We start from the raw sequence: 21,876 nt of genomic DNA, 5'->3' as shown, positions 1-21,876 counted from the left end.
GCCGTGGTGGTCACGAGCAGCTGCGCGATATCCGACTGAAGCTGCGCATCGGTCGCGCCGTATTCCGCGCTGCCGAAGCTGCCGAACAACACCGCCCCGTCGTCGACCGTGAGGTGCTGACTGCGTAGGTCACCGTGGGCGATCTGACGGTCGTTGAGGATTCGCAGCGATTCCCACGGTCGGTGGACGGGCGTCGTCGCCGCACAGCGGTCGATGGGAGTGCCGCGAGGAGGCTTGTGCGAGTGCAGCATCCATCCCCGATCCAGGGGGGCGAGAGCGACCGTCGCGGTGTTGGCCAGGCCGGCGTCACCGATGGCGATCGCCATCAACGCGCGATGCTCCACCGCGCGGCGCATGGACGTCACCAGGGGAGCGGTCTCGGCGCCGCGCAGCTTCAGCTTCCCCCAGAGCTGGCGCAGCGCGCCGCCGCTGCGTTGATGCGGTCCGTACAACTCGACCAGCGCTGTCCGGCCGGAATCGTCGGCGTCGGCCGAAAGGATGAGCGGGCCGCGCCCGGCCGGCCGAACCACGGTGAGCCGCGACACCGCAAAGCCGGCTTTGGCCATGGCGCGCACCGCGGCGTCCAGCGGCACCTCGAGCGCGGGAGTGCCGACGACCAGCACCACCAACGCCCCGACCAGCCAGCCGACGGCCAAACCCACCAGCGATCGCGCCGGAACGACCGCACTGATCACGAGGTGAATGGGCACGAAGGCCAGCAGCAGCGCCCACCACCAGTGCCGCCAGCGCGCCGGCAGCCAGGGCCCCGACACCGTCAGCACCGCCGCCAGCATCCCGATCCACCGCGGGTCGTCGAGTAACTGCGCCGGCAGCGTGCTCAGCCGGTCGAGGACGTCGAAATGCCAGCGAGGCGCCGCCAGGCCGGTGCCGCTGATCGACAACAGAACGATCGCGCCCAACCCCGCGGCCGCGTACGCGCCCAGCAGTTTCCACTGCCCGGCGACGATCAAACCGATGAGGATCATGAATGGCAGAGCCACGATCGCCAACCCGTACACCAGGTACACCACGTCGGACTGGGTGGGTGACAAGACGCCGACGATCTGCGAGATGGACTTCTCCAGCGCTATCCACTGCGGGCGGGTGATCACCGAACCCGTGATCACCAGCGCCAAGAAGAGTGCGGCCAGGACCAGCCGCAGGATGTCATTGGTCCGCCGGGTCAGTGGTTGCAGCAGGCTGCCGGAAACGGTGATGTCGCGCCCGTCAACTCGCATGTATCAACGATCCTTCGGATCCGCCCGGCATCGCTGACACCGCGCTCTCGTCCCGCCGATGGGCTCGCCGACAAGTTAACTCAAATACCCGGCTCGTTGACAGCTCCGACTCATCCGGCCCCGCGTAGGGTCGGGTAGGTAGCCGTGCTAGCGAAGTGGAAGGACGTGCGCGTGGCCAGGACCGAGAACGACAGCTGGGAGATCACCGAAAGTGTGGGTGCGACCGCGCTGGGTGTGGCCTCGGCGCGCGCCGCCGAGACCCGCAGCGAAACCCCGTTGATCAGCGATCCGTTCGCCCAGGTCTTCCTCGATGCGGCCGGCGACGGCGTGTGGAACTGGCACGCCGCCGACCGGCTACCCGACGAGGTCGTCGAAGCCGAACCGACCTTGCCGCTGCAGATGCAGGCGATGGTCGGCTACATGGCCTCGCGCACGGCGTTTTTCGACACGTTCTTCCTCGAAGCCACGGGCGCGGGCATTCGCCAGGCGGTGATCCTGGCGGCGGGCTTGGACGCGCGGTCGTGGCGGCTGCCCTGGCCGGCGGGGACGACGCTCTACGAGCTCGACCAGCCCCGGGTGCTGGACTTCAAGGCGTCGACGCTGGCCGAGCACGGGGCACAGCCCACCTGTCACCGCGTCCCCGTTGCGGTGGACCTGCGCCAGGATTGGCTGGAAGCGTTGCGGCAGGCGGGTTTTGACGCCTCCGCGCCGAGCGTGTGGTCGGCCGAGGGGTTGATGCCCTATCTGCCGGCCGCGGCTCAGGAGTTGCTGTTCGACCGCATGCAGGAGCTCACCGCCGCCGGCAGTCGGGTCGCCGTGGAGGCGCTGGGCCCCACGTTCCTCGATCCCGAGTTTCGCGCCAAGCGCCGGGAGCGGATGGACCGGATCCGCGGGCTGATGGCCGACACGGATCCGGATCGCGAGGTTCCGCGGACCGACGAGCTCTGGTATTTCGAGGAGCGCGAGGACGTCGGCGAGTGGTTCGGCCGGCACGGCTGGGACGTGACGGTAACGCCGTCCGGCGAATTGATGGCCGGTTATGGCCGCGCGGCGCCGATCGAAGTTCGCGACTACGTGCCGGGGAATTTATTTGTGGCAGCGCAGCGCACGGGACATTAGCCGCTCCGGAAAGATCTGCGACACGCCGGTGGTCTGACCACCTGACTGGCCGTCGGCCAGCCACACTGGCCGCATGGCGCTGCAGCCGGTAATTCGCCGATCGGTGCCTGAAGCGGTCTTCGACCAAATCGCCACCGATGTACTCAGCGGCGAGATGAGGCCAGGCACGGCGTTACCCAGCGAGCGCCGGCTGGCAGCGGTTTTCGGGGTATCCCGGCCCGCTGTCCGCGAGGCGCTCAAGCGGCTCTCGGCGGCCAGCCTGGTCGAGGTCCGCCAGGGCGGCGTCACCACCGTGCGCGATTTTCGGCGGCACGCCGGCCTTGATCTGCTGCCCCAGTTGTTGTTTCGCAATGGCGAATTCGATGCGAGCGTTTTCCGCAGCATCCTCGAGGCCCGTCTGCGCATCGGTCCGAAGGTCGCAGAACTCGCAGCCGAACAACACGGCCCCGAGCTGGCTGCATTGCTTGAAGATTCGCTGCGCGGCCTCGAGGACTCAGAAGATCCGGTCGAATGGCAGCGCGTCACCCTCGGCTTCTGGGATCATATGGTCGACAGCTCCGGATCGATCGTATTCCGGTTGATGTACAACCCTTTTCGTGCCGCGTATGAGCGGGCTCTGGCTGTCCTGGCCGCCGCGATGAACGCCGAGGTCAACCGAACGGACACGTACCGGGAACTGGCCGAGGCCATCTGCGCCGGCGATGCGGCCAACGCGAGGAAAGCCGCCCAGGACGTACTCGAACTCGCGAACTCGACGATGCTGGCCGCACTCGACCGTTGGGCGGAACGCCGGTGAGCACCCACACAGTGATCACCACCTATCTTCGTGGCCAGATCCAGCCAGGGGTCGACGCGATCGGTGGCTTTTTCCGGACCTGCGTGCTGACCGGTAAAGCGCTGTTTCGGCGGCCCTTCCAATGGCGGGAGACGATCGAGCAGGGCTGGTTCATCACCAGCGTCTCGTTGCTGCCCACCCTCGCGGTCGCGATTCCGCTGACCGTGCTGATCATCTTCACGCTCAACATCCTGCTGGCGGAATTCGGCGCCGCCGACATCTCGGGCGCCGGAGCGGCATTGGGTGCGGTCACGCAACTGGGCCCGCTGACCACCGTGCTGGTGATCGCCGGCGCCGGATCCACGGCGATCTGCGCCGACCTGGGCGCGCGCACCATCCGCGAGGAGATCGACGCGATGGAGGTGCTCGGCATCGACCCGATCCACCGCCTGGTGGTACCCCGCGTCGTCGCCGCGACCATCGTCGCCACCCTGCTCAACGGCGCGGTGATCACCATAGGCCTGGTCGGCGGATTCGTGTTCGGTGTTTTCATCCAACACATCTCGGCCGGCGCCTACGTCAGCACCCTCACCTTGATCACCGGTTTGCCCGAGGTGATCATTTCGGTGGTCAAGTCGGCCACATTCGGAACGATCGCCGGCCTGGTCGGCTGCTATCGCGGGCTGACCACGAAGGGCGGCCCCAAGGGCGTCGGCACCGCCGTCAACGAGACATTGGTGTTGTGCGTGATCGCGCTGTTCGCGGTCAACGTGGTGCTAACGACGATCGGCGTGCGGTTCGGGACGGGACGCTGACATGACGGCGATATCAGCGCCCGGCGCGCTGCGCGCCCGCTACCCGCGCACAGCCGCCAACCTCAACCGCTATGGCGGCGGCACGGTCCGAAGGCTGTGGCGGATCGGCATTTTCGCGAGGTTCGCGCGGATCGCTGTTGGGCAGATCGGATGGGCGTTACGCCGCTACCGGCGCGAGACGTTGCGCCTGGTCGCCGAGATCGGCATGGGCACCGGCGCGATGGCCGTCGTCGGCGGCACGGTCGCGATCATCGGATTTGTGACACTGTCCGGAGGATCGTTGATCGCGATCCAGGGCTTCGCGTCGCTGGGCAACATCGGCGTCGAGGCCTTCACCGGATTCTTTGCCGCGCTGGCCAACACGCGTATCGCCGCGCCCATCGTCGCCGGCGTCACGCTGGCCGCCACCGTCGGAGCCGGGGCCACCGCCCAGTTGGGTGCCATGCGGATCAGCGAGGAGATCGACGCCCTGGAAGTCATGGGCATCAAATCGATTTCGTTTCTGGTCTCCACCCGGATCCTCGGGGGGCTGGCGGTGATCATGCCGCTGTACGCCCTCGCCCTCGACATGGCGTTCACCTCGGGTCAGGTCGTGACGACGGTGTTCTACGGGCAGTCAAATGGCACCTACGAGCACTACTTCCGCACCTTTCTGCGACCCGAGGACGTGGGCTGGTCGGTGGTGGAGGTCGTCATCATCGCGGTGGTGGTGATGATCACCCATTGCTACTACGGCTACACCGCCAGCGGCGGTCCGGTCGGCGTCGGCCAGGCCGTCGGTCGATCGATGCGGTTCTCACTGGTCTCGGTGGTGGTCGTGGTCCTGCTGGCCCAGTTGGCGCTCTACGGCGTCGACCCGAATTTCAATCTCACGGTGTAGCCGACATGACGACGCCGGTGACACGGAAGACCCGACGCGCGTGGGTGTACGTCGAGGGTGTGTTGCTGCTGTTGGTCTGCGGGCTGGTTTTGATGCTGGTGTATCTGCAGTTTCGGGGGGATTTCACACCCAAGACCGAGCTCACGATGGTCGCCACGCGGGCGGGCCTGGTGATGGAGCCGGGATCCAAAGTCACCTACAACGGGGTGGAGATCGGCCGGGTGGGCGGCATCTCGGAGATCGAGCGTGACGGAGCGCCCGCGGCCAAGCTGATGTTGGATGTAGACCCGCGCTACATCAGGCTGATTCCGGCCAATGTGGTGGCCAATATCGAGGCGGCCACCCTGTTCGGCAACAAGTACGTGTCGCTAACATCACCGTCGGCACCGGAAAGACCTTCACGACAGCGTATTTCGCCCCATGACGTGATCGATGCACGGTCGGTGACCACCGAATTCAACACGTTGTTCGAGACGGTCAACTCGATAGCCGAGAAAGTGGATCCGATCGAGCTGAACGCCACGTTGTCCGCGCTCGCGCAGGCGTTGGACGGGCTGGGAGGCAAATTCGGCGCGTCCATCGTCAACGGGAACGAGATTCTGGCGCACGTGAATCCACGGATGCCGCAGATCCGGTATGACGTGCGGCGGTTGGCGGATTTGGCCGATGTATACGTCAAGGCCGCGCCCGACCTGTGGGACTTCCTGCGCAACGCGGTGACCACCGCGCGCACACTGACCCGCCAACAGGGCGACCTGGACGCCGCGCTGTTGGCGGCGGTGGGCGTGGGTCACACCGGCGAAGACATTCTCGTCCGGGGTGGGCCGTATCTGGTGCGCGGGGCCGCCGATCTGGTCCCCACCGCCGATCTGCTCGACACCTACAGCCCCGAACTGTTCTGCATGATCCGTAACTTCCACGATGCCGCACCGGAAGTCGCGAAAGCCGCCGGCGGCAACGGCTATTCGCTGGCTGCCGCCGGGTCGATCATCGGTGCGCCCAACCCGTATGTCTATCCGGACAATTTGCCACGGGTGAATGCTCACGGCGGCCCCGGTGGGCGGCCGGGCTGCTGGCAGAAGATCACTCGGGAGCTGTGGCCCGCCCCCTATCTGGTGATGGACACCGGCGCCAGCCTTGCGCCCTACAACCACCTCGAGGTCGGCCAGCCGCTGGCCACCGAATACGTCTGGGGACGCCAATACGGGGAGAACACGATCAACCCATGAAAGTCACGGGCACAGCGGTAAAACTCGGCATCTTCTGGTCTGTGCTGGCGATGTTCACCGTGATGATCATCATCGTGTTCGGCCAGGTGCGATTCGACCGAACCACCGGGTACGCCGCGGTATTCACCGACGCGAGTGGGCTACGGGCGGGGCAATTCGTGCGCGCGTCGGGTGTGGAGGTCGGCAAGGTCTCCAAGGTGACCTTGACCGACGGGGACACGCGAGTGTTGGTGGAGTTCAACGTCGATCGGTCACTGCCACTGGATGAGGCGACGACGGCGTCGATCCGCTACCTCAACCTGATCGGCGACCGCTACCTGGAACTCAAACGCGGAGAGAGCGGCCGGCGGCTCGCCTCCGGTGGCCGCATCCCGCTCGAGCACACGCAGCCGGCGTTGGATCTCGATGCGCTGATCGGCGGGTTCCGGCCGCTTTTCAAGGCATTGGACCCCGGCAAGGTCAACGGCATCGCGCAGTCGATCATCACGGTGTTCCAGGGACAGGGCGCCACCATCAACGACATCCTCGACCAGACCGCGGCGCTGACCGGGGCGCTCGCCGATCGCGACAAGGCGATCGGCGAGGTGATCAACAACCTGAATACCGTGCTGGCCACGACCGTCAAGCATGAGAGGGAGTTCGACCGAACGGTCGACAAGTTGGAACTGCTGATCACCGGATTGAAGAACAGGGCCGACCCGCTGGCCGCGGCCACCGCACACATCAGCGACGCGGCGGGCACCCTGGCCGGTCTGCTGAGCGACGACCGGCCCTTGCTCCACGGCACCCTCGGACATCTCGAGGGCATCCAGGAGTCGCTCATCAACGACCTGCCGACGCTTGACGACGTGCTGGCCAAACTGCCGGACGCGTTCCGCGTCATCGGCCGCGCCGGCGGCATCTACGGCGACTTCTACAACTTCTACCTGTGTGACATCTCGATCAAAGTCAACGGATTGCAGCCTGGCGGTCCGGTACGCACGGTCAAACTTTTCGGGCAGCCGACCGGGAGGTGCACGCCGCAATGAGAACGCTGACGGAGTTCAACCGCACCCGCGTCGGTCTGATGGGCACGCTGGTCACGCTGCTCGCCGTCGGGGTGGGGCAGAGTTTCACCAGCGTTCCGATGCTGTTCGCCACACCGACCTACTACGCGCAATTCGCCGACACCGGCGGCATCAGCGCCGGCGACAAGGTGGAAATCGCCGGTGTGAACGTCGGTTTGGTGCGCTCACTGGTAATTCGCGGCGACCGCGTCCTGGTTGGCTTTTCGATGCCTGGAAAGACGATCGGGACGCAAAGCCGTGCCGCGATCCGCACCGACACCTTCCTTGGACGCAAGAACATGGCGATCCAACCCCGGGGTTCGGATCCGCTGCGGCCCAATGGAATTATCCCATCGGGTCAGACCACCACGCCGTACCAGATCTACGACGCGTTCGTCGATGTCACCAAGGCGGCGACGGACTGGAACATCGACGTCGTCAAACGGTCGCTGAACGTTTTGTCGGAGACGTTCGATCAGACCGCGCCGCATCTGAAGGCCGCCCTGGACGGTGTGGCCAAATTCTCCGGCACCATTGGTAATCGCGACGATCAGATCAAACAGCTGCTGGCCAACGCCGACAAGATCACTCGCGTGCTCGGCGATCGCGGCCAGCAGGTCGACGGGTTGCTGGTCAACGCCAACACTCTGCTGGCCGCGTTCCGGCACCGCAGCCAGGCGCTGAGCATACTGCTGAGCAACGTGTCGGCGGTGTCGACGCAGGTGTCCGGCTTCATCAGGGAAAACCCCAACGCCCACCACGTGCTGCGACAGCTGGGCACGGTCAGCGACGAGCTGGTCAAGCGCAAGAAGGAACTGTCCGATGTGCTCGTACTGGTCAGCAGGTATACCGCGTCCCTGACCGAGGCCGTGGCTTCCGGACCGTTTTTCAAGGCGATCGTGGCGAATCTGCTTCCCTACCAAGTCCTTCAGCCGTGGGTCGACGCGGCGTTCAAGAAGCGGGGAATCGACCCGGAGAACTTCTGGCGCAGCGCCGGGCTGCCGGCGTTTCGCTGGCCCGACCCCAACGGCACCCGGTTCCCCAACGGTGCCCCGCCCCCGGCGCCCCCGGTGGCCGAGGGCACTCCGGATCACCCGCGACCGGCCGTACCGCCGGGATCACCGTGTTCGTACACACCGGCGGGCGATAGCCCGCCGCGACCCGAAAACCCGTTGCCCTGTGCCCTTTCCGGCCAAGGCCCGTTTGGCTCGGTCCCCGGCGGTTTTCCGGCTCCGCTGGATGTCGAGGCGTCGCAGCCAAATCCGGACGGGCCGCCGCCCGCATCGGGTATCCCGAGCGCGGGCCGACCGGGTGAGGCGCCGCCGGGCGTTCCCGGCACTCCGGTGCCGCTCCCGGTGCACGCCCCACCGGGGGCCCGTACCGAGAACCTCGGCCCCACAGGGCAACCGGCGCGGCCGGGGCCGGGCCAACAGCTGGGAACGGGCGGTAGCGACCGATGAGCACCATCTTCGATATCCGCAGCCTCAGATTGCCCAAAGTGTCGGCCAGAGCGGTGGTCGTCGCCGCGTTGGTGGCGGTCCTCGTCTGCATCGCCGCGGCCGCGGGAGTGCAGCTCTACCGGAGGCTGACCATTACCACCGTCGTCGCATATTTTTCTGAGACCCTTGCGCTGTACCCCGGCGACCGTGTTCAGATCATGGGTGTGCGGGTCGGTTCGATCGACAAGATCGAGCCGGCCGGCGACAAGATGCGAGTCACGTTGCACTACAACAACAAGTACAAGGTGCCCGCCAACGCCACCGCATCGATTCTCAACCCGAGCCTGGTGGCCTCGCGCACCATTCAGCTGTCACCGCCCTACACCGGAGGCCCGGTGCTCAGCGACGGCGAAATCATCCCGATCGAGCGCACTCAGGTGCCCGTGGAGTGGGATCAGTTGCGGGACTCCATCAACGGTATCCTGCGCCAGCTCGGCCCGACACCCCAGCAGCCGGCGGGCCCGTTCGGCGACGTCATCGAATCGGCTGCGGACAATCTGGCCGGCAAGGGTGCACAGGTCAACGAAACCCTGAACAGCTTGTCGCAAGCGTTGACCGCGCTCAACGAGGGCCGAGGGGACTTCGTCGCCATCACCCGAAGCCTGGCCCAGTTCGTCACCGCGCTGTACCAGAACAGCCAACAGTTCGTCGCACTCAACGACAACCTGGCCCAATTCACCGACTGGTTCACCAGATCCGACCACGACGTGAGCGACACCATCACCCACATCGATGATGTACTAGGTGTAGCTCGAAAATTCCTGAACGACAACGGATCCACGCTGACGCACGATGTCGACAACCTCGGCGACGTGACCACCACGATCCTGCAACCCGAGCCGCGGAACGGCCTGGAAACCGCGTTACATGTGCTGCCCACCTTTGCGGGCAACTTCAACAACCTCTACCAGCCCGCACACAGCTCGCTGGTGGGCCTGTTCGCATTCCCCAACTTCGCCAACCCCCTTCATTTCATCTGCAGCGCCATTCAGGCCGGCAGCCGGCTGGGCTATCAGGACTCGGCCGAGTTGTGCGCACAGTATCTGTCGCCGGTGCTGGACGCCATCAAATTCAATTACCCGCCGGGCAGCCTGAACTTGTTCAACTCCGCGGCCACTCTGCCCAAGGAAGTCGCGTACTCCGAAGAGCGACTGCGGCCTCCGCCGGGATACAAGGACACCACCGTCCCGGGAATCTTTGCGCGCGACACCCCACTCTCGCATGGCAATCACGAGCCGGGCTGGGTGGTCGCGCCCGGGATGCAGGGCACGCCGGTTCAGCCGGCTACCGCCGAGATGCTCACCCCCGAATCGCTGACCGAGCTCATGGGTGGTCAGGACATCGCTTCCCCGCCGCCGGGGGTCAGTTCGCCCGGACCGCCGAATGCCTATGACGAGTCGAATCCGGCGCCCCCACCGTGGTTTCCGCGACCCGCACAGCCGGGGCCGGGCCAGTGAGGCGCGGCGTGAGGCGCGGTGTGAGCGCGGCACACCGGGGACTGGCGTTCCTCCTGGCCGTGGCGACGCTGACGTCCTGCCATTGGCGGGGCATCGCCGACATGCCGCTACCGATCGGCCACGGCACGGGCGCCGACCACATGACGATTTACGTGCAGGTGCCGGATACCTTGGCGCTGAACACCAATAGCCGGGTGAGGGTCGCCGACGTATGGGTCGGCACGGTGCGCGCCATCACCCTGAAGAACTGGGTCGCCACGCTGAGGCTGGATCTCGATCCGGGCGTGAAACTTCCGGCGAACGCGACCGCCAAGATCGGTCAGACCAGCCTGCTGGGCACCCAGCATATCGAGCTGGCCGCACCGAAAAGCCCGTCCGTGCGGCAATTGAAGAGCGGCGACACGATCCCCGTGAAGAATTCCTCGGCGTACCCCACCGTCGAACGGACGTTGGCCAGCGTCGCGGTGATCCTCAATGGCGGCGGCATCGCGAATCTCGACGCGATCCAGACCGAGGTCGTCAACATCCTCGATGGCCACGCCGGGCAGATTCGCGAATTCCTGGGCCGGCTGGACACTTTCGTCACCGAGCTGAACCGCCAACGCGACGACCTCACCCGCGCAATTGATTCGACCAACGAACTCCTGGCCATCTTCGCCGACCGCAAAGACACGCTGGACCGGGTACTGACCGACATCCCGCCGCTGATCCAGCATTTCGCCGACACCCGCGATCTGTTCGCGGACGCCACCGAATCCCTGGGTCGATTCAGCAGCGCCGCCAACCGGGTGCTGGCCGGGGCCCGGCCCGACCTCTACCGGAACCTGCGGTCGCTACAGCGACCGCTGCGCCAACTCGTCCTGGCCTCTCCGTTCGTGGCCGGTGCGCTGAAGTTGGGTCTCACGGCGCCGTTCAACATCGACGACGTTACGCAGGTGATCCGCGGTGACTACGTCAACGTGTCCGCCGCGCTCGACCTGACACTGTCGACCATCGATAACACGATGCTGACCGGAACCGGATTGTCCGGGGCGCTGCGGGCGCTCGAGCAGTCGTGGGGACGGGATCCGGACACCATGATCCCGGACGTGCGCTACACGCCGAACCCCAACGACGCCCCGGGAGGGCCGCTGGTGGAGAGGGGTGAATGAAAGATGCTGCCCCGCATGATCAAAACCCAGTTGGTACTGTTGACGGGCGTGGCGGTGGCCGCGGTGGTGGTCCTGGGCTGGTACTACCTGCGGATACCGAGCCTGGTCGGCGTCGGCCGCTACACCCTGTATGCCGAGTTGCCGCAGTCCGGGGGCCTGTATCGCACGGCCAACGTCGCCTATCGCGGCATCACGATCGGCAAGGTCACCGGCGTCGAACCGACCGAGCGCGGCGCGCGCGCAACGATGAGCATCGAGAACGGCTACCAGATACCGGCCGACGCGTCGGCCAACGTGCACTCGGTCTCGGCGGTCGGTGAGCAATACATCGACCTGGTATCGACCGCCAAACGGGGCCCGTACCTGCGAGACGGACAGACGATCAGCAAAAGCACGGTTCCCAGCCAGATCGGCCCCGCCCTCGACGCGGCCAACCGTGGATTGGCGGTGCTACCCAAGGACAAGGTGGCGTCACTGCTGTACGAGTCGTCGCAGGCGCTGGGCGGGCTGGGGCCGTCGCTGCGGCGTCTGGTGGATGCCACCCAGGCGATCGCCCACGACGTGCGGGGCAGCATCGATGACGTCGACGACATCATCGGGCGCTCGGCGCCGATCATCGACAGCCAGGCCGATTCCGCCGACACGATCAGGCGCTGGGCCGCCAACCTGAACACGGTGACCGCGCAGAGCGCGCGGAACGATCAGGCGGTGCGAAGCATTCTGGCCAACGCGCCGCCGACGGCCGCACAGGTCAATAGCACGTTCGGCGACGTGCGGGAGTCGCTGCCGCAGACGCTGGCCAATCTCGAGGTCGTCATCGACATGCTCAAGCGCTACCACAACGGCGTCGAGCAGGCACTGGTGTTCTTGCCGCAGTCGGGGGCGATCGCTCAGTCGGTGACCGCACAATCTCCCGGCCAGGCCGCCCTCGGCGTCGGCGCCATATCGCTCAACCAACCACCGCCGTGCCTGACCGGCTTCCTGCCGGCCTCGCAGTGGCGGGCTCCGGCCGATACCACCACCGCGCCGCTCCCGGCCGGTACCTATTGCAAGATCCCCATGGACGCCACGAATGTGGTTCGAGGAGCGCGTAATTACCCGTGTGTGGACGTGCCCGGGAAGCGGGCGGCGACCCCGCGCGAGTGCCGCAGCCCCGAACCCTATGTGCCGCTGGGAACCAACCCCTGGTACGGCGACCCCAATCAGATACTTACCTGCCCCGCGCCGGGCGCGCGTTGTGACCAACCCGTGAAACCCGGTCAGGTGATCCCGGCGCCGTCGGTCGACAACGGCCTCAACCCGCTGCCCGCCGATCAGCTGCCGGGCACACCGCCGCCGAAAAGCGATCCGTTGCAGCGGCCGGGATCGGGCGGTGTCGAATGCAATGGGCAGCAGCCGAACCCGTGCGTTTACACCCCGAGCGCACTTCCCACGGCGCTTTACGACGTGCGCAGCGGCAAGGTCGTGGGCCCCGACGGTGTGGTCTATTCGGTTGCGAATTCGGCCAACATCGGAGACGAGGGATGGAAGGAGATGCTGGGGTCGGCGCGCTGAAACACGCGGGTGTTTCGTCAGCGCTTCCCGGTGTGCGAATCCTCGTCGGAGGTGTCGTCACCCTCGCGGCTGTGCACACGCCATTTTCGGTATCCACGATGCGCGGCAAACGCGCCGACGATGGCGCTCACGCACCACACCGCTATCGCCGCGTAGGCCAACGGCGATGACCGGTTGCCGATCGAGGCGCCCAGCGCGGTGTAGACGAAAGCCCGCGGAACCGAGCCGATGAACGCGCCAACGGCCATCTGCCACAACGGAACCCCGAAGGCCCCGAACGCGTACGAGGCCAGCGCATCCGAGATTCCGGGCACGAAGCGCTGCCCGACGACCGCCCACAGCCCCCGGCGCCCGATCAGGGCGTCGATGCGGTCGGCCCGGGCCGCCCCCAGCAGCGCCCGGGCGCTGTCGCGGCCGGCGCGGCGGCCGACGGAACTCGCGACGATCGCGGTGCCCACCGTCGCGCCCAGTGTGACGAACACGCCGAGTAACGGACCGAACAACAACCCGCTGCCCGCGGCCAGGATCGAGCCCGGGACGAACAGCGCGCCGGCCACCGCCGAGACCACGACATAGGTCAGCGGTGCCGCCGGACCGGTGGCCGAGACCACCCGCCGGACCTCCTCGATGTCGATGACCTGCGCGACGGCCACCAGGTAGAAGACCACCCCCAGAAAGACAGTGAACACCGCGAGCCGCACGAGGGGGCCCCGCCGCGATACGGGCTGCGATGTCGGGGCGGGACCGTCGTCGTCCATGCCGGCCGTCACGTCGTCGCGTCGTCGGCGCGCAACCGCTGCCGCAGTCCGGTGGCCCGCATCGCCCTGCGCTCGATCGCCGCGCGCACCGACGCCTCGGGCCCCACCACCCGCACCCTGGCCTTCGCCCGGGTCACGGCCGTGTAGAACAGTTCCCGCGTCAGCAGCCGCGAATCCTCCGGCGGTATCAACACGGTCACCTCGTCGGCCTGGCTGCCCTGACTCTTGTGGATGGTCATGGCATGCATCGTCTCCACCTCGCCGAGGCGGCTGGTCGCGAAGTCCAGCGGCCCGGAGGCGCCGGCGATGAGGGCCCGCAGGCCCTCCGCGCCGGCCACCGTCACTCCGGTGTCGCCGTTGTAGAGCCGCAGCCCGTAGTCGTTCGCCGTCACCAGCAGTGGACGCCCGGCGTACCACTGCGACCAGGCCGGCTGGCCGGTCGCTTCGGCAAGCCACTTCTGCACCAGCGTGTTCCAATGCGTCGCCCCATACGGCCCCTCGCGGTGCGCGCACAACAGCCGGTGCTCGTCCAGCGTGGACAACGCCTCGTCCGCCGCGCCCAGCAGCGCCGCCGAGCGCAGCCGCAGCGCGTGCGAAACCAGCACCTCGCGCAGCCGGTCGGCCGGGCGCCCGGAATCCACCCACTCGACATGCTCACCGCCCGCCGCCAGCAACCCGACCACCCGGTCCGCGTCGCCGACCCGGATGGCTTCGGCCAGCGCGCCGATCGACGCGCCGAATCGGTGCGGCGTGCGCAGGGCGGCGACCCGCACGTCGTCCCGGGCGGCCAGCCCATCCACCAGATCGGCCAGCACGGCCCCCGCTTCCACCGAGGCCAACTGGTCCGGATCGCCGACCAGGATCAGCCGCGAGTCCGGCCGGACCGCTTCGACCAGGCGAGCCATCATCGTCAACGACACCATCGACGTCTCGTCGACCACGATGATGTCGTGCGGCAGCCGATTGGCGCGATTGTGCTTGAACCGCACCGACGTATCCGGCCGGGGCCCCAGCAGCCGGTGCAGCGTGGTCCCCGGCAGGCCGGTCAGCCGCGCCCTGTCGGCCGCGCCGAGCTCGTCTGCTCCCGCGGCCACCGCCTCGGCCAGCCGCGCCGCCGCCTTACCCGTCGGTGCGGCCAGCGCAATCCGGGGTCGCGGCAGGCCGGCCCGCTGCGCCTGCTCGACCAGCAGCGCGAGCAGCCGCGCGATCGTGGTGGTCTTGCCGGTGCCGGGCCCGCCGGTCAGCACCGTCACCGGCTGCGAGACCGCGATTTCGGCGGCCGCCCGCTGTTCTTCGTAACCGGGCTCGAAAAGCCTTTCATAGCTGGCTGGTTCGACGGTGACCGGGGCCGCTGACAGCGCCAGCAGGTCGGTGCAGACCTGCTCTTCCTCGAGCCAGTAGCGGTCGAAGTACAGCAGCTCGCCGAATATCCGCAGCACGGGTGGCGGTCCGAGCAAGGGACTGGCCCGCACCGCCGCCATCCAGTCGTCGGCGCCGGGCCAGGGCAGGTCGGGGTCGCCGATCTGTGCGGGCGCCGCGCGGAGATCGACGCAGACCGAACCGCCCCGCAGCGCACGCACCACGAGGGCGACCGCCAGCGCCACCCGGTCGTCGGATTCACCTGTGAGCACGGTAAGGCGTTGCGCCACATGAATATCCGCGGGCTCAAAGATGCCGGCATCGCTGAACGTGCGCAGCAATCCCGCTTTGAACGGAGTCCCGGACACCACCTCCACCGTCACGCGGGCACCCCCTGGGCATCGAGCAGATCCGACAGAGCCGCGATCAACGACGGCGGCGGCTGCCAGCTGAAGACGCCCGACGGATGCCCGTCGAGCACCGGGGTAGCGGCGCCGCACATGCCTCGCACGAACAGGTAAAGCACGCCACCGAGATGCCGGCACGGGTCGTAATCCGGTAGTCGCCAACGCAAGAACCGATGCAATACCGCGCTATACAGCAGCGCCTGCAGCGGATAGTCCGAGTGCAACATCGCCTCCGCCATCCGCGGCCGGTCGTAGTCGGCGGCCGTCAGCGGCCGCTCCGGATCCCCGAGCCGGTTGGTCTTGTAATCCACCACCACGAAGCGGTGCCCCGAGCCGTCGGGAATGCGCAGCACGGCGTCGATCGAGCCGGTGAGGTATCCGCGTAACGACTGCGCACCGAGACCCGGGTCCATCAACCGGTCGGCATACGATGCCAGCGGATCGTCGGCCGGGAGGTGCTCGCGCAGCAGCGGCGCCAGATCCGCCAAGCGCACCTCGGGCGCCGCCGAACGTCGATCACCGCCGGCCAGCGGCAGCTCAAAATCGAGTTCGCGCAATCGATCCGACAGCCCGATGTGGCGCAGCGTCATTCCGCCCGCCAACGGGCCGAGCGGTGTGTCATGCATCGGCACCATCGCCGCGGCCAGTTCCTCGGGGGCAGCGGCGACCGGCCACCACGCCGAGTGCTCCCGGATCTGCGCCGCTAGCTCGGCGGCCAGATCCGCGGCGAACGGGTCGGCCGTCTCCAGCACGGCGTGCACCAGGGTGCCAAAGGTGGCGCCCGCCGGAAGGTCCGCCATCGGCGAGGGCACGTCCGGGCCGGTCACCGGGAAAGCCAACGGGATATCGCCGACCTCGTCGTCGAGTTCGGCGACGTCGGGTTCGCTGCTCACCCCGCTGGTTTGGGCGCCACGGATCAGGCCGGAGTAGGAGGTGCGCCGCCACGCGGTGTCGATGCCGCGGTGGAAGTGGCGGCTCCCCAGGTTGGCGGGCGTCGGGGCGGGTGACAGCGCGGGGGCCGGCGCCACCACCGAGTCCTCGATGACCGGACCGCCGGCGGCCTCCCACTCGCGCAACCGGGCGAGGGCGTCTCCGTCGGAGATCTTCGCGGGTTCACACCGGTCCGGAACGACCGGATCGCCGGGCCGGCGGCCGCGCAGCAGGCGCGACAGGCCGCCGTTGGGTTCGTAGTACGCCGGTGACCACCAGGCCACCACCTGGGCCTGCGCCCTGGTCAACGCGACATAGGTCAGCCGGCTGTCGTCGCTGGCGTCCTCTTTACGGCCCAGCCGCTCAACGGCTTTGAAGTCGGGGCTGTCCTTGCCGCCGACGTGCAGGCAACGCGCGCCGTCCTCGTCGTGGAACAGCACCACGTCGCTGTCCTGGGTGTTGCGGTTGAACGCGAACGGCAGATACACGATCGGGTATTGCAGGCCCTTGCTGACGAAGACGGTCATGATCTGGACGGCGGCGGCGTCGCTGTCGAGCCGGCGGTTGCGTTCGGGCGCGCCGGCGCGCTCGTCGCGTTGCCGGCGCAGCCAGTCGCGCAGCGCCGGCAGGGTGTAATGCTCGCGGTGTGCCACCTCCTGCAGCAGCTGGGTGACATGCGCCAGGTCGGTCATGTGTCGCTCGCCGCCCTGCCAGCCGAGCACGCGATCCCGCATCCCCAGCAGTTGGGCGGCTTCGAAAATGGCCGCGACACCGCGCTCGCGCGCATGACCGGCCCACTCCCGCAGGGTCTTCGCGATCCGATCCGTGAGCGCGTCGCCACCGGCCGCCAGCGTTTGGGCGGTCTCGCCGAAAAACATGGTCGCCGCGGCCGCACGCACCATGCCGGGCCGGTGCGGCTGGTCGAAGGCCTCCAGCAGGCACAACCAGTCCCCGGCGGCCTCGGAGGCGAAGACATCGGTGTTTCCGGTGTAGACCGCGGGGACGCCCGCGTCGCAGAGCGCCGTGAAGCACGCCTGCGCGTCGCGGTGCCTTTCCACGATGACGGCGATATCGCGGGCCTGCAGCGGGTCGCCGTCGAACGTGGCGTCGCCGGCCAGCAGGGCGCGGATGTCGGCGGCGAGATCGGCGCCGATGTGTTCCCGCAGCTCGTCGATGGGTAGGTTTTGAATACCACGGCGCCCCAGCGTCTCTCGCGACACGACGCGCAGCCGGAACGGGTCATTGCGCGGCGCGCCGGCGAGCCGATGACCCCGGTGATGTGCGCCGACGTCGTTCACCACGATGGCGGGGTCACCGAGCTGGGCACCGCGCAGCACCACCTGCAGCCGCTGCAGCAGCGCGGAGTCGCTGCGCCAGTTGGTGTCCAGGGTCTTGCGCTGGCCCGCCGTCTCCGCCGCCCGCAGGTAGGTCACGATGTCACCGCCGCGAAACGCATAGATCGCCTGCTTAGGGTCGCCGATGAGAATCACGGTGGAGCGCCCGCTGAACGCGCGGTCGATCACCTGCCATTGCACCGGGTCGGTGTCCTGGAACTCGTCGACCATGACGATCGGCCAGCGTCGATGCATGCGCAGCCGGGCGGGGGAGTCGTCGGTGGCCAGCGCGTCGGCCAGTCGGATCAGCAGATCGTCGTAGCCGAGGACGCCGAGTCGGCGCTTGCGCGTATCGAGTTCGGCCAGAACATCGTTGGCGAACCTGAGATTGACGGCGGCCCTCGAATCGGGATCGGGATCGCGCGGCCGCAGCTGAGTCGACGGGTTGTTGACCACCTCGCGTGCCAGCCGGAGCGCTTCGCGATAGTGCAGCGCCGGATCGTCGCGTTCCTGCCCGAAGTGGGCCAGGTACAAATCGTCGACGATCTCGGTGACCAGGTCGTCGAGGCTCTCCAGCAGGGTCACGCCGGCCGCGGTGTCGCCGGCCACGCCGAGCGAGCGCAGCACCAGCTGGCAGAACTGGTGGGTGGTGGCGATCGTCGCCGCGTCGAAGCCGGCCAGCGCGTCGCGAAGACGCTGGCAACGCGCCGCGCGCTGATCGGCGGTGCCGTCCAGCAGGTACTCCACCAACTGGTTGTCGCCGACCGTCGACGGATCGGCGAAAGCGCCTACGGCATCGACGATTTGGCAGCGGACACGCTCCCGTAACTCCTGGCTGGCGGCGCGGCCGAACGTGATGAGCAGCATCTGATCCAGGCTCGCGGCACCGTCGGCGAGATACCGGGTCACCAGGCCGGCCAGCGCGAACGTCTTGCCGGTTCCCGCGCTGGCCTCCAGCACGGTGGTGGAGCGCTCGGCCGGCAGCGCGCCCAAAAGATCGAAACGCTCCATCAGGCCGGCTTCCGCTCGGCGCGCAGCATCGGCAGCCAGAGCCGCGCCGCATAGGCACCGAGCCGGTTGTCTTCGCCGTCGCAGTCCTCGCCCGGCCGCACCGGCTGCATCAGGTCTTCCAGCGGTGCGCCGCGTCCCCACGCCCGCACGTGCGCGGGCGCCTGGTCCTCACCGGGGTACCGATCGCTGGATTTCCATCGGCGCCGCGCCTCGGCCACCGGATCGTCGCCGCCGTACCGCGCGGCCGCCCAGGCATAGGATGCCTTGATGGGCAACGGAATTGGCTCCCGCCGTCCCGCATCGTAAATCGTCACCAGCTCACGCAGCACCTCGACGGGATCGCCGCCCGGCGGCCCCAGGCCCTCCACCCGGATGCTGGTGCCCCTGCGCATGCGGCCGATACACGCCGCCGACCAGTCACGGCCAGGGTCGTGAGCGGCCAACGCCAGCAACGGAATCCACGACTCGAGCAGGTGCTTGCCGTCCAGCCTGGAATAGGTCACCGATACCAGGGCATCGCCGTAGACCGGGGACACCGTGCCGGTGAGTCGCCGCCCGACGCCCAGATCGATGTCGACGTCATAGGCGGCGCCGCCGGCGAGTCGATGGGTTTGCCGATGGCGAAGCGCCTCGAGCGCCAACGTCGCCGCCTGGTCCCGAATCTCGGTGACCTTGCGCCATCCCAGCTGGCCCGGAGGCAGCGTGCCGCGGCGCCACTCGGCTTGCCGCGCGTCCTCGGGGCTCATCCCGCGCAGGATGTCGCCCAGCATCCGGTCGCCGACCGTCCACTCCTCGAGGCCGTTGATGTCGACCGGCATGGCATCTTGGACGCCGTCGACGTCGTACGGCAGCGTGAATTCCAGGGCACGGAAGAAGCCCTTCACCGGGTCTTTGAAGAAGCCGACGAGGTCGGCCAGGCTGACGTCGCCGGCCGGCGGTGGCGGCAGCGGCGCGGCGATGAACCTCGGCTGTTCGGTGTGCTCGCCGGTGGCCGCGCGCGCCGCGCGCAGTACCGTGGGGTCGAAACTGAACGGCACCTCCGGCACCAGTTCACCCGGGATGACGTTGCGAATGTCGAACGGCTGCAACGGATGCTCGACGACGATGCGGTGGCGAACCTTCGTCGTCGTGGTCATGTCGAGGGTGTCGAGCAATTCGGCCAGCGGCACCGCGGGCGGGCGTGGCTGCCCCGAGTATTCGTTGGCGCCGGTGTAGGTGATCACCAGCTTCTCGGTGGCGGCGCAGATCGCGTCGAGCAGCAATTGCCGGTCTTCGGAACGGATGTCGCGTTCCCCGGTCATCGGGCGCCGGGCCAGCACGTCGTCACCGTCGACGGCGCCGAGACGCGGGAACAGCCCGTCGTCCAGGCCGACCAGGCACACCACCCGGTGGGGGACCGAGCGCATCGGCACCATGGTGCACACCGTCAGGGTGCCGGTGCGGAAGTTGGCCCGCGTCGGTCGCCCGGCGAGGTGCCGGGTCAGCAGCGCGCGGATGTCGGGCAGCCGCAGCACGGTGTCGCCCCGCGACCCGGCGTGCCCCAGGACCGTGGCGAACTCGCGTCGCACCTGACCGGTCTGCCATCCGTCGGAATCGTGCACGCGCGTCAACAGCGTGATGCCGTCGTCGAGGGTGGCCAGCCACTCGGTCAACGTCCTGGTGCCGGTGAGCGAGTCGACCACGTGCTGCAGCCGGGCGACGAATTCGGCCAACTGACCGGCCAATTGGACGCGGTTGCTGCTGACGTCGTCGAGCGGCAGCGTCGCGTCGATCCACGCGTTCGAGTCGTCGGACATCGCGACGCCGGCCAATATCCGGTCGATGCCGAAACGCCATGTGTTGTGCACGAAGTCGACGTGGTAGGGCCGCCGATGCTCCTGGTCCAATCCCCACCGGATGTTCGCCTGCCGCACCCAGCGGGTGATGGCCTCCAGATCGTCATCCGTGAAGCCGAACCGGGCGCGCACCGGAGCGGCCTGGGCCAGGTTGAGCACCTCACTGGCCGTCACCCTGCCGCCGGCCAGCGCCAGCAGTTGGGAGGCCACCTGCAGGAGCGGGTTGGTCTGAATCAGCGATCGATCCGCCAGCCGCACCCGAAGCTGGTGGGCCGGATGCGCACCGTGCACCACGTCGCCGAGGCCGAAGTCCGCCACGATCAGCGGCGCGTAGGTTTCGATGTCCGGACACATCACCAGGATGTCGCGCGGCTCGAGCGTCGGGTCGTCGGTCAACAGGCCGAGCAGCACCTCGCGCAGCACATCGACCTGGCGGGCCGCGCCGTGGCAGTTGTGGATCTGCACCGATCGGTCCTCGGCGGCCAGCGAGCGCCCCCGCGGCCGAACGGCGTTGTCGGCGATATCGGACTGCACCCAGCCGAGCAGCGTGTCCGGGCGCGCGTCGCCGGCCAGGTACTCGTCGGTCTGTGGGTCCGCCGGCAGGCTGCGCTGCAGTTCGCGCAGATCCCGTCCCAGGGTGGCGAGCAGGGGATGGCCCACGGCCCGATGGCTGGTGTCCTCCCGGCGAGGAATCGCCCCGTGCATATCGGCCAGCGCCCGCCACAGTGGGTCGCTGGGGTGCGGCAGCCACACATGCAGCTCATGGTGGAGGGCCACGGCGGCCAGCAGCTCGGAATCGGTACGGGCCAACCGGGTGTGCCCGAACAGCGACAGCCGAGCGGGCAGGTCGCTGGGCGCTTCGGCCAGCCGCGCGAGGGTCTTGCCGTGGCGAACGTGCGGCGGGTCGGCCGCCACTCGCGAAACCAGCGCCCGCCACAGCTGGGGCTGCCAGTCCAGGTCCCCGTCGAGATCGCCCGGGTCGCCGTTGCCCCAGTCGATCAGCAGCTGGGGGCGCTGCCGCGCGTAGGAGGCGAACAGCCCGGCCAGCCGGTGCGCCACCTCGTACCGCCGGCCCCTGCGCAGCTCGGCTTCCGCGCCGGTGTGGAAATGACCGACATGCATGGCCAGCGTGCGGCACCACGGCTCGTCCAGCGAGCAGTCGATCGCCTCCAGCAGTGGCCAGGCCATGGCGTCCGGCGACCACGGATCCTCGTCGGCGGTGCCGGTGATTTCGGCGATCAGCGAGCCGGGACTGCGGAATGAAACCCCGGCGCACACCCCGTCGCCGCCGCGGTCGCGACCGAGCACATGCGACAGCCGCTGGCTCAGCCAGCGCTCCACGCCGCGCGCGGGGACCACGACGAGCTCGGGGGCGAACGGGTCGGCCGGCTGGTCGGCCAGCAGAGCGCCGAGACCGTCGGCCAACAGATCGGTGCGCTCGGCGCGGTGCAGATGAAGCGGCATTGCGCTGTCACGATA

14 protein-coding genes and 1 pseudogene are annotated in these 21,876 nt (G+C 68.1%); 10 read left to right on the top strand and 5 right to left on the bottom strand.

The features are described 5' to 3' along the window. Nucleotides 1-1,238, bottom strand: a pseudogene (locus tag Q0W90_RS03200) (TIGR00374 family protein); the annotation flags it as partial. 171 nt (nucleotides 1,239-1,409) lie between these two features. Between Q0W90_RS03200 and Q0W90_RS03195 the strand changes: the two are divergent. From Q0W90_RS03195 to Q0W90_RS03150, 10 genes are all read left to right on the top strand, one after another. After that, the gene (locus Q0W90_RS03195) at nucleotides 1,410-2,357 is read left to right on the top strand and encodes a class I SAM-dependent methyltransferase (RefSeq protein WP_297773123.1); all 948 of its coding nucleotides are present in this window, start codon (nucleotides 1,410-1,412) and stop codon (nucleotides 2,355-2,357) included. A gap of 73 nt (nucleotides 2,358-2,430) precedes the next feature. Further along, complete coding sequence (locus tag Q0W90_RS03190; protein WP_297596580.1) at nucleotides 2,431-3,153, top strand: FadR/GntR family transcriptional regulator; 723 nt, start codon at nucleotides 2,431-2,433, stop codon at nucleotides 3,151-3,153. Next, nucleotides 3,150-3,947 (top strand): ABC transporter permease, encoded by a 798-nt coding sequence (locus Q0W90_RS03185; protein WP_297596578.1) that lies wholly within the window; start codon nucleotides 3,150-3,152, stop codon nucleotides 3,945-3,947. Before Q0W90_RS03190 ends, Q0W90_RS03185 begins: the two co-directional genes overlap by 4 nt. A gap of 1 nt (nucleotide 3,948) precedes the next feature. Next, on the top strand, nucleotides 3,949-4,827 hold the full coding sequence (locus Q0W90_RS03180; RefSeq protein WP_297596575.1) for an ABC transporter permease: 879 nt from the start codon (nucleotides 3,949-3,951) through the stop codon (nucleotides 4,825-4,827). 5 nt (nucleotides 4,828-4,832) lie between these two features. After that, complete coding sequence (locus Q0W90_RS03175; protein ID WP_297596573.1) at nucleotides 4,833-6,056, top strand: MCE family protein; 1,224 nt, start codon at nucleotides 4,833-4,835, stop codon at nucleotides 6,054-6,056. Beyond that, nucleotides 6,053-7,084, top strand: a complete 1,032-nt coding sequence (locus tag Q0W90_RS03170) for an MlaD family protein (protein WP_297596571.1) — start codon at nucleotides 6,053-6,055, stop codon at nucleotides 7,082-7,084. Before Q0W90_RS03175 ends, Q0W90_RS03170 begins: the two co-directional genes overlap by 4 nt. Next, entirely contained in the window at nucleotides 7,081-8,562 is a 1,482-nt protein-coding gene (locus Q0W90_RS03165) for a virulence factor Mce family protein (RefSeq protein ID WP_297596569.1), read from the top strand. The genes Q0W90_RS03170 and Q0W90_RS03165 overlap by 4 nt, the downstream gene beginning before the upstream one ends. After that, on the top strand, nucleotides 8,559-10,058 hold the full coding sequence (locus Q0W90_RS03160) for a virulence factor Mce family protein (protein ID WP_297596567.1): 1,500 nt from the start codon (nucleotides 8,559-8,561) through the stop codon (nucleotides 10,056-10,058). Before Q0W90_RS03165 ends, Q0W90_RS03160 begins: the two co-directional genes overlap by 4 nt. A gap of 20 nt (nucleotides 10,059-10,078) precedes the next feature. Further along, entirely contained in the window at nucleotides 10,079-11,209 is a 1,131-nt protein-coding gene (locus tag Q0W90_RS03155; RefSeq protein ID WP_297596566.1) for a virulence factor Mce family protein, read from the top strand. 3 nt (nucleotides 11,210-11,212) lie between these two features. Beyond that, a complete protein-coding gene (locus tag Q0W90_RS03150; RefSeq protein WP_297773119.1) occupies nucleotides 11,213-12,763 on the top strand; it encodes an MlaD family protein in 1,551 nt (516 codons plus the stop codon). A gap of 17 nt (nucleotides 12,764-12,780) precedes the next feature. Here Q0W90_RS03150 and Q0W90_RS03145 read toward each other — a convergent pair whose 3' ends face one another. The 4 genes from Q0W90_RS03145 to recC are packed head-to-tail and all read right to left on the bottom strand — an operon-like array spanning nucleotide 12,781 to nucleotide 21,861. Continuing rightward, nucleotides 12,781-13,521 (bottom strand): TVP38/TMEM64 family protein, encoded by a 741-nt coding sequence (locus Q0W90_RS03145; RefSeq protein WP_297773127.1) that lies wholly within the window; start codon nucleotides 13,519-13,521, stop codon nucleotides 12,781-12,783. Nucleotides 13,522-13,529: 8 nt separating this feature from the next. Continuing rightward, complete coding sequence (recD, locus tag Q0W90_RS03140; RefSeq protein ID WP_297700278.1) at nucleotides 13,530-15,263, bottom strand: exodeoxyribonuclease V subunit alpha; 1,734 nt, start codon at nucleotides 15,261-15,263, stop codon at nucleotides 13,530-13,532. Continuing rightward, nucleotides 15,260-18,562 (bottom strand): exodeoxyribonuclease V subunit beta, encoded by a 3,303-nt coding sequence (gene recB, locus Q0W90_RS03135; RefSeq protein WP_297773116.1) that lies wholly within the window; start codon nucleotides 18,560-18,562, stop codon nucleotides 15,260-15,262. The genes recD and recB overlap by 4 nt, the downstream gene beginning before the upstream one ends. Further along, complete coding sequence (gene recC / locus Q0W90_RS03130) at nucleotides 18,562-21,861, bottom strand: exodeoxyribonuclease V subunit gamma (RefSeq protein ID WP_297773114.1); 3,300 nt, start codon at nucleotides 21,859-21,861, stop codon at nucleotides 18,562-18,564. The genes recB and recC overlap by 1 nt, the downstream gene beginning before the upstream one ends. Between the last annotated feature and the right edge of the window lie 15 nt (nucleotides 21,862-21,876).

This window comes from Mycobacterium sp., from assembly GCF_025933915.1.
GTDB lineage: Bacteria > Actinomycetota > Actinomycetes > Mycobacteriales > Mycobacteriaceae > Mycobacterium.
This window is presented reverse-complemented; position numbering and strand designations above follow the sequence as displayed.

What these genes read in the sequence shown, in the direction of transcription:
- Q0W90_RS03175 (WP_297596573.1), top strand. Translation starts at nt 4,833, where the DNA reads ATGACGACGCCGGTGACACGGAAGACCCGACGCGCGTGGGTGTACGTC.
- recB (WP_297773116.1), bottom strand. Translation starts at nt 18,562, where the DNA reads ATGGAGCGTTTCGATCTTTTGGGCGCGCTGCCGGCCGAGCGCTCCACC.
- Q0W90_RS03160 (WP_297596567.1), top strand. Translation starts at nt 8,559, where the DNA reads ATGAGCACCATCTTCGATATCCGCAGCCTCAGATTGCCCAAAGTGTCG.
- Q0W90_RS03165 (WP_297596569.1), top strand. Translation starts at nt 7,081, where the DNA reads ATGAGAACGCTGACGGAGTTCAACCGCACCCGCGTCGGTCTGATGGGC.
- Q0W90_RS03190 (WP_297596580.1), top strand. Translation starts at nt 2,431, where the DNA reads ATGGCGCTGCAGCCGGTAATTCGCCGATCGGTGCCTGAAGCGGTCTTC.
- Q0W90_RS03170 (WP_297596571.1), top strand. Translation starts at nt 6,053, where the DNA reads ATGAAAGTCACGGGCACAGCGGTAAAACTCGGCATCTTCTGGTCTGTG.
- recC (WP_297773114.1), bottom strand. Translation starts at nt 21,861, where the DNA reads ATGCCGCTTCATCTGCACCGCGCCGAGCGCACCGATCTGTTGGCCGAC.
- Q0W90_RS03180 (WP_297596575.1), top strand. Translation starts at nt 3,949, where the DNA reads ATGACGGCGATATCAGCGCCCGGCGCGCTGCGCGCCCGCTACCCGCGC.
- Q0W90_RS03145 (WP_297773127.1), bottom strand. Translation starts at nt 13,521, where the DNA reads ATGGACGACGACGGTCCCGCCCCGACATCGCAGCCCGTATCGCGGCGG.
- Q0W90_RS03150 (WP_297773119.1), top strand. Translation starts at nt 11,213, where the DNA reads ATGCTGCCCCGCATGATCAAAACCCAGTTGGTACTGTTGACGGGCGTG.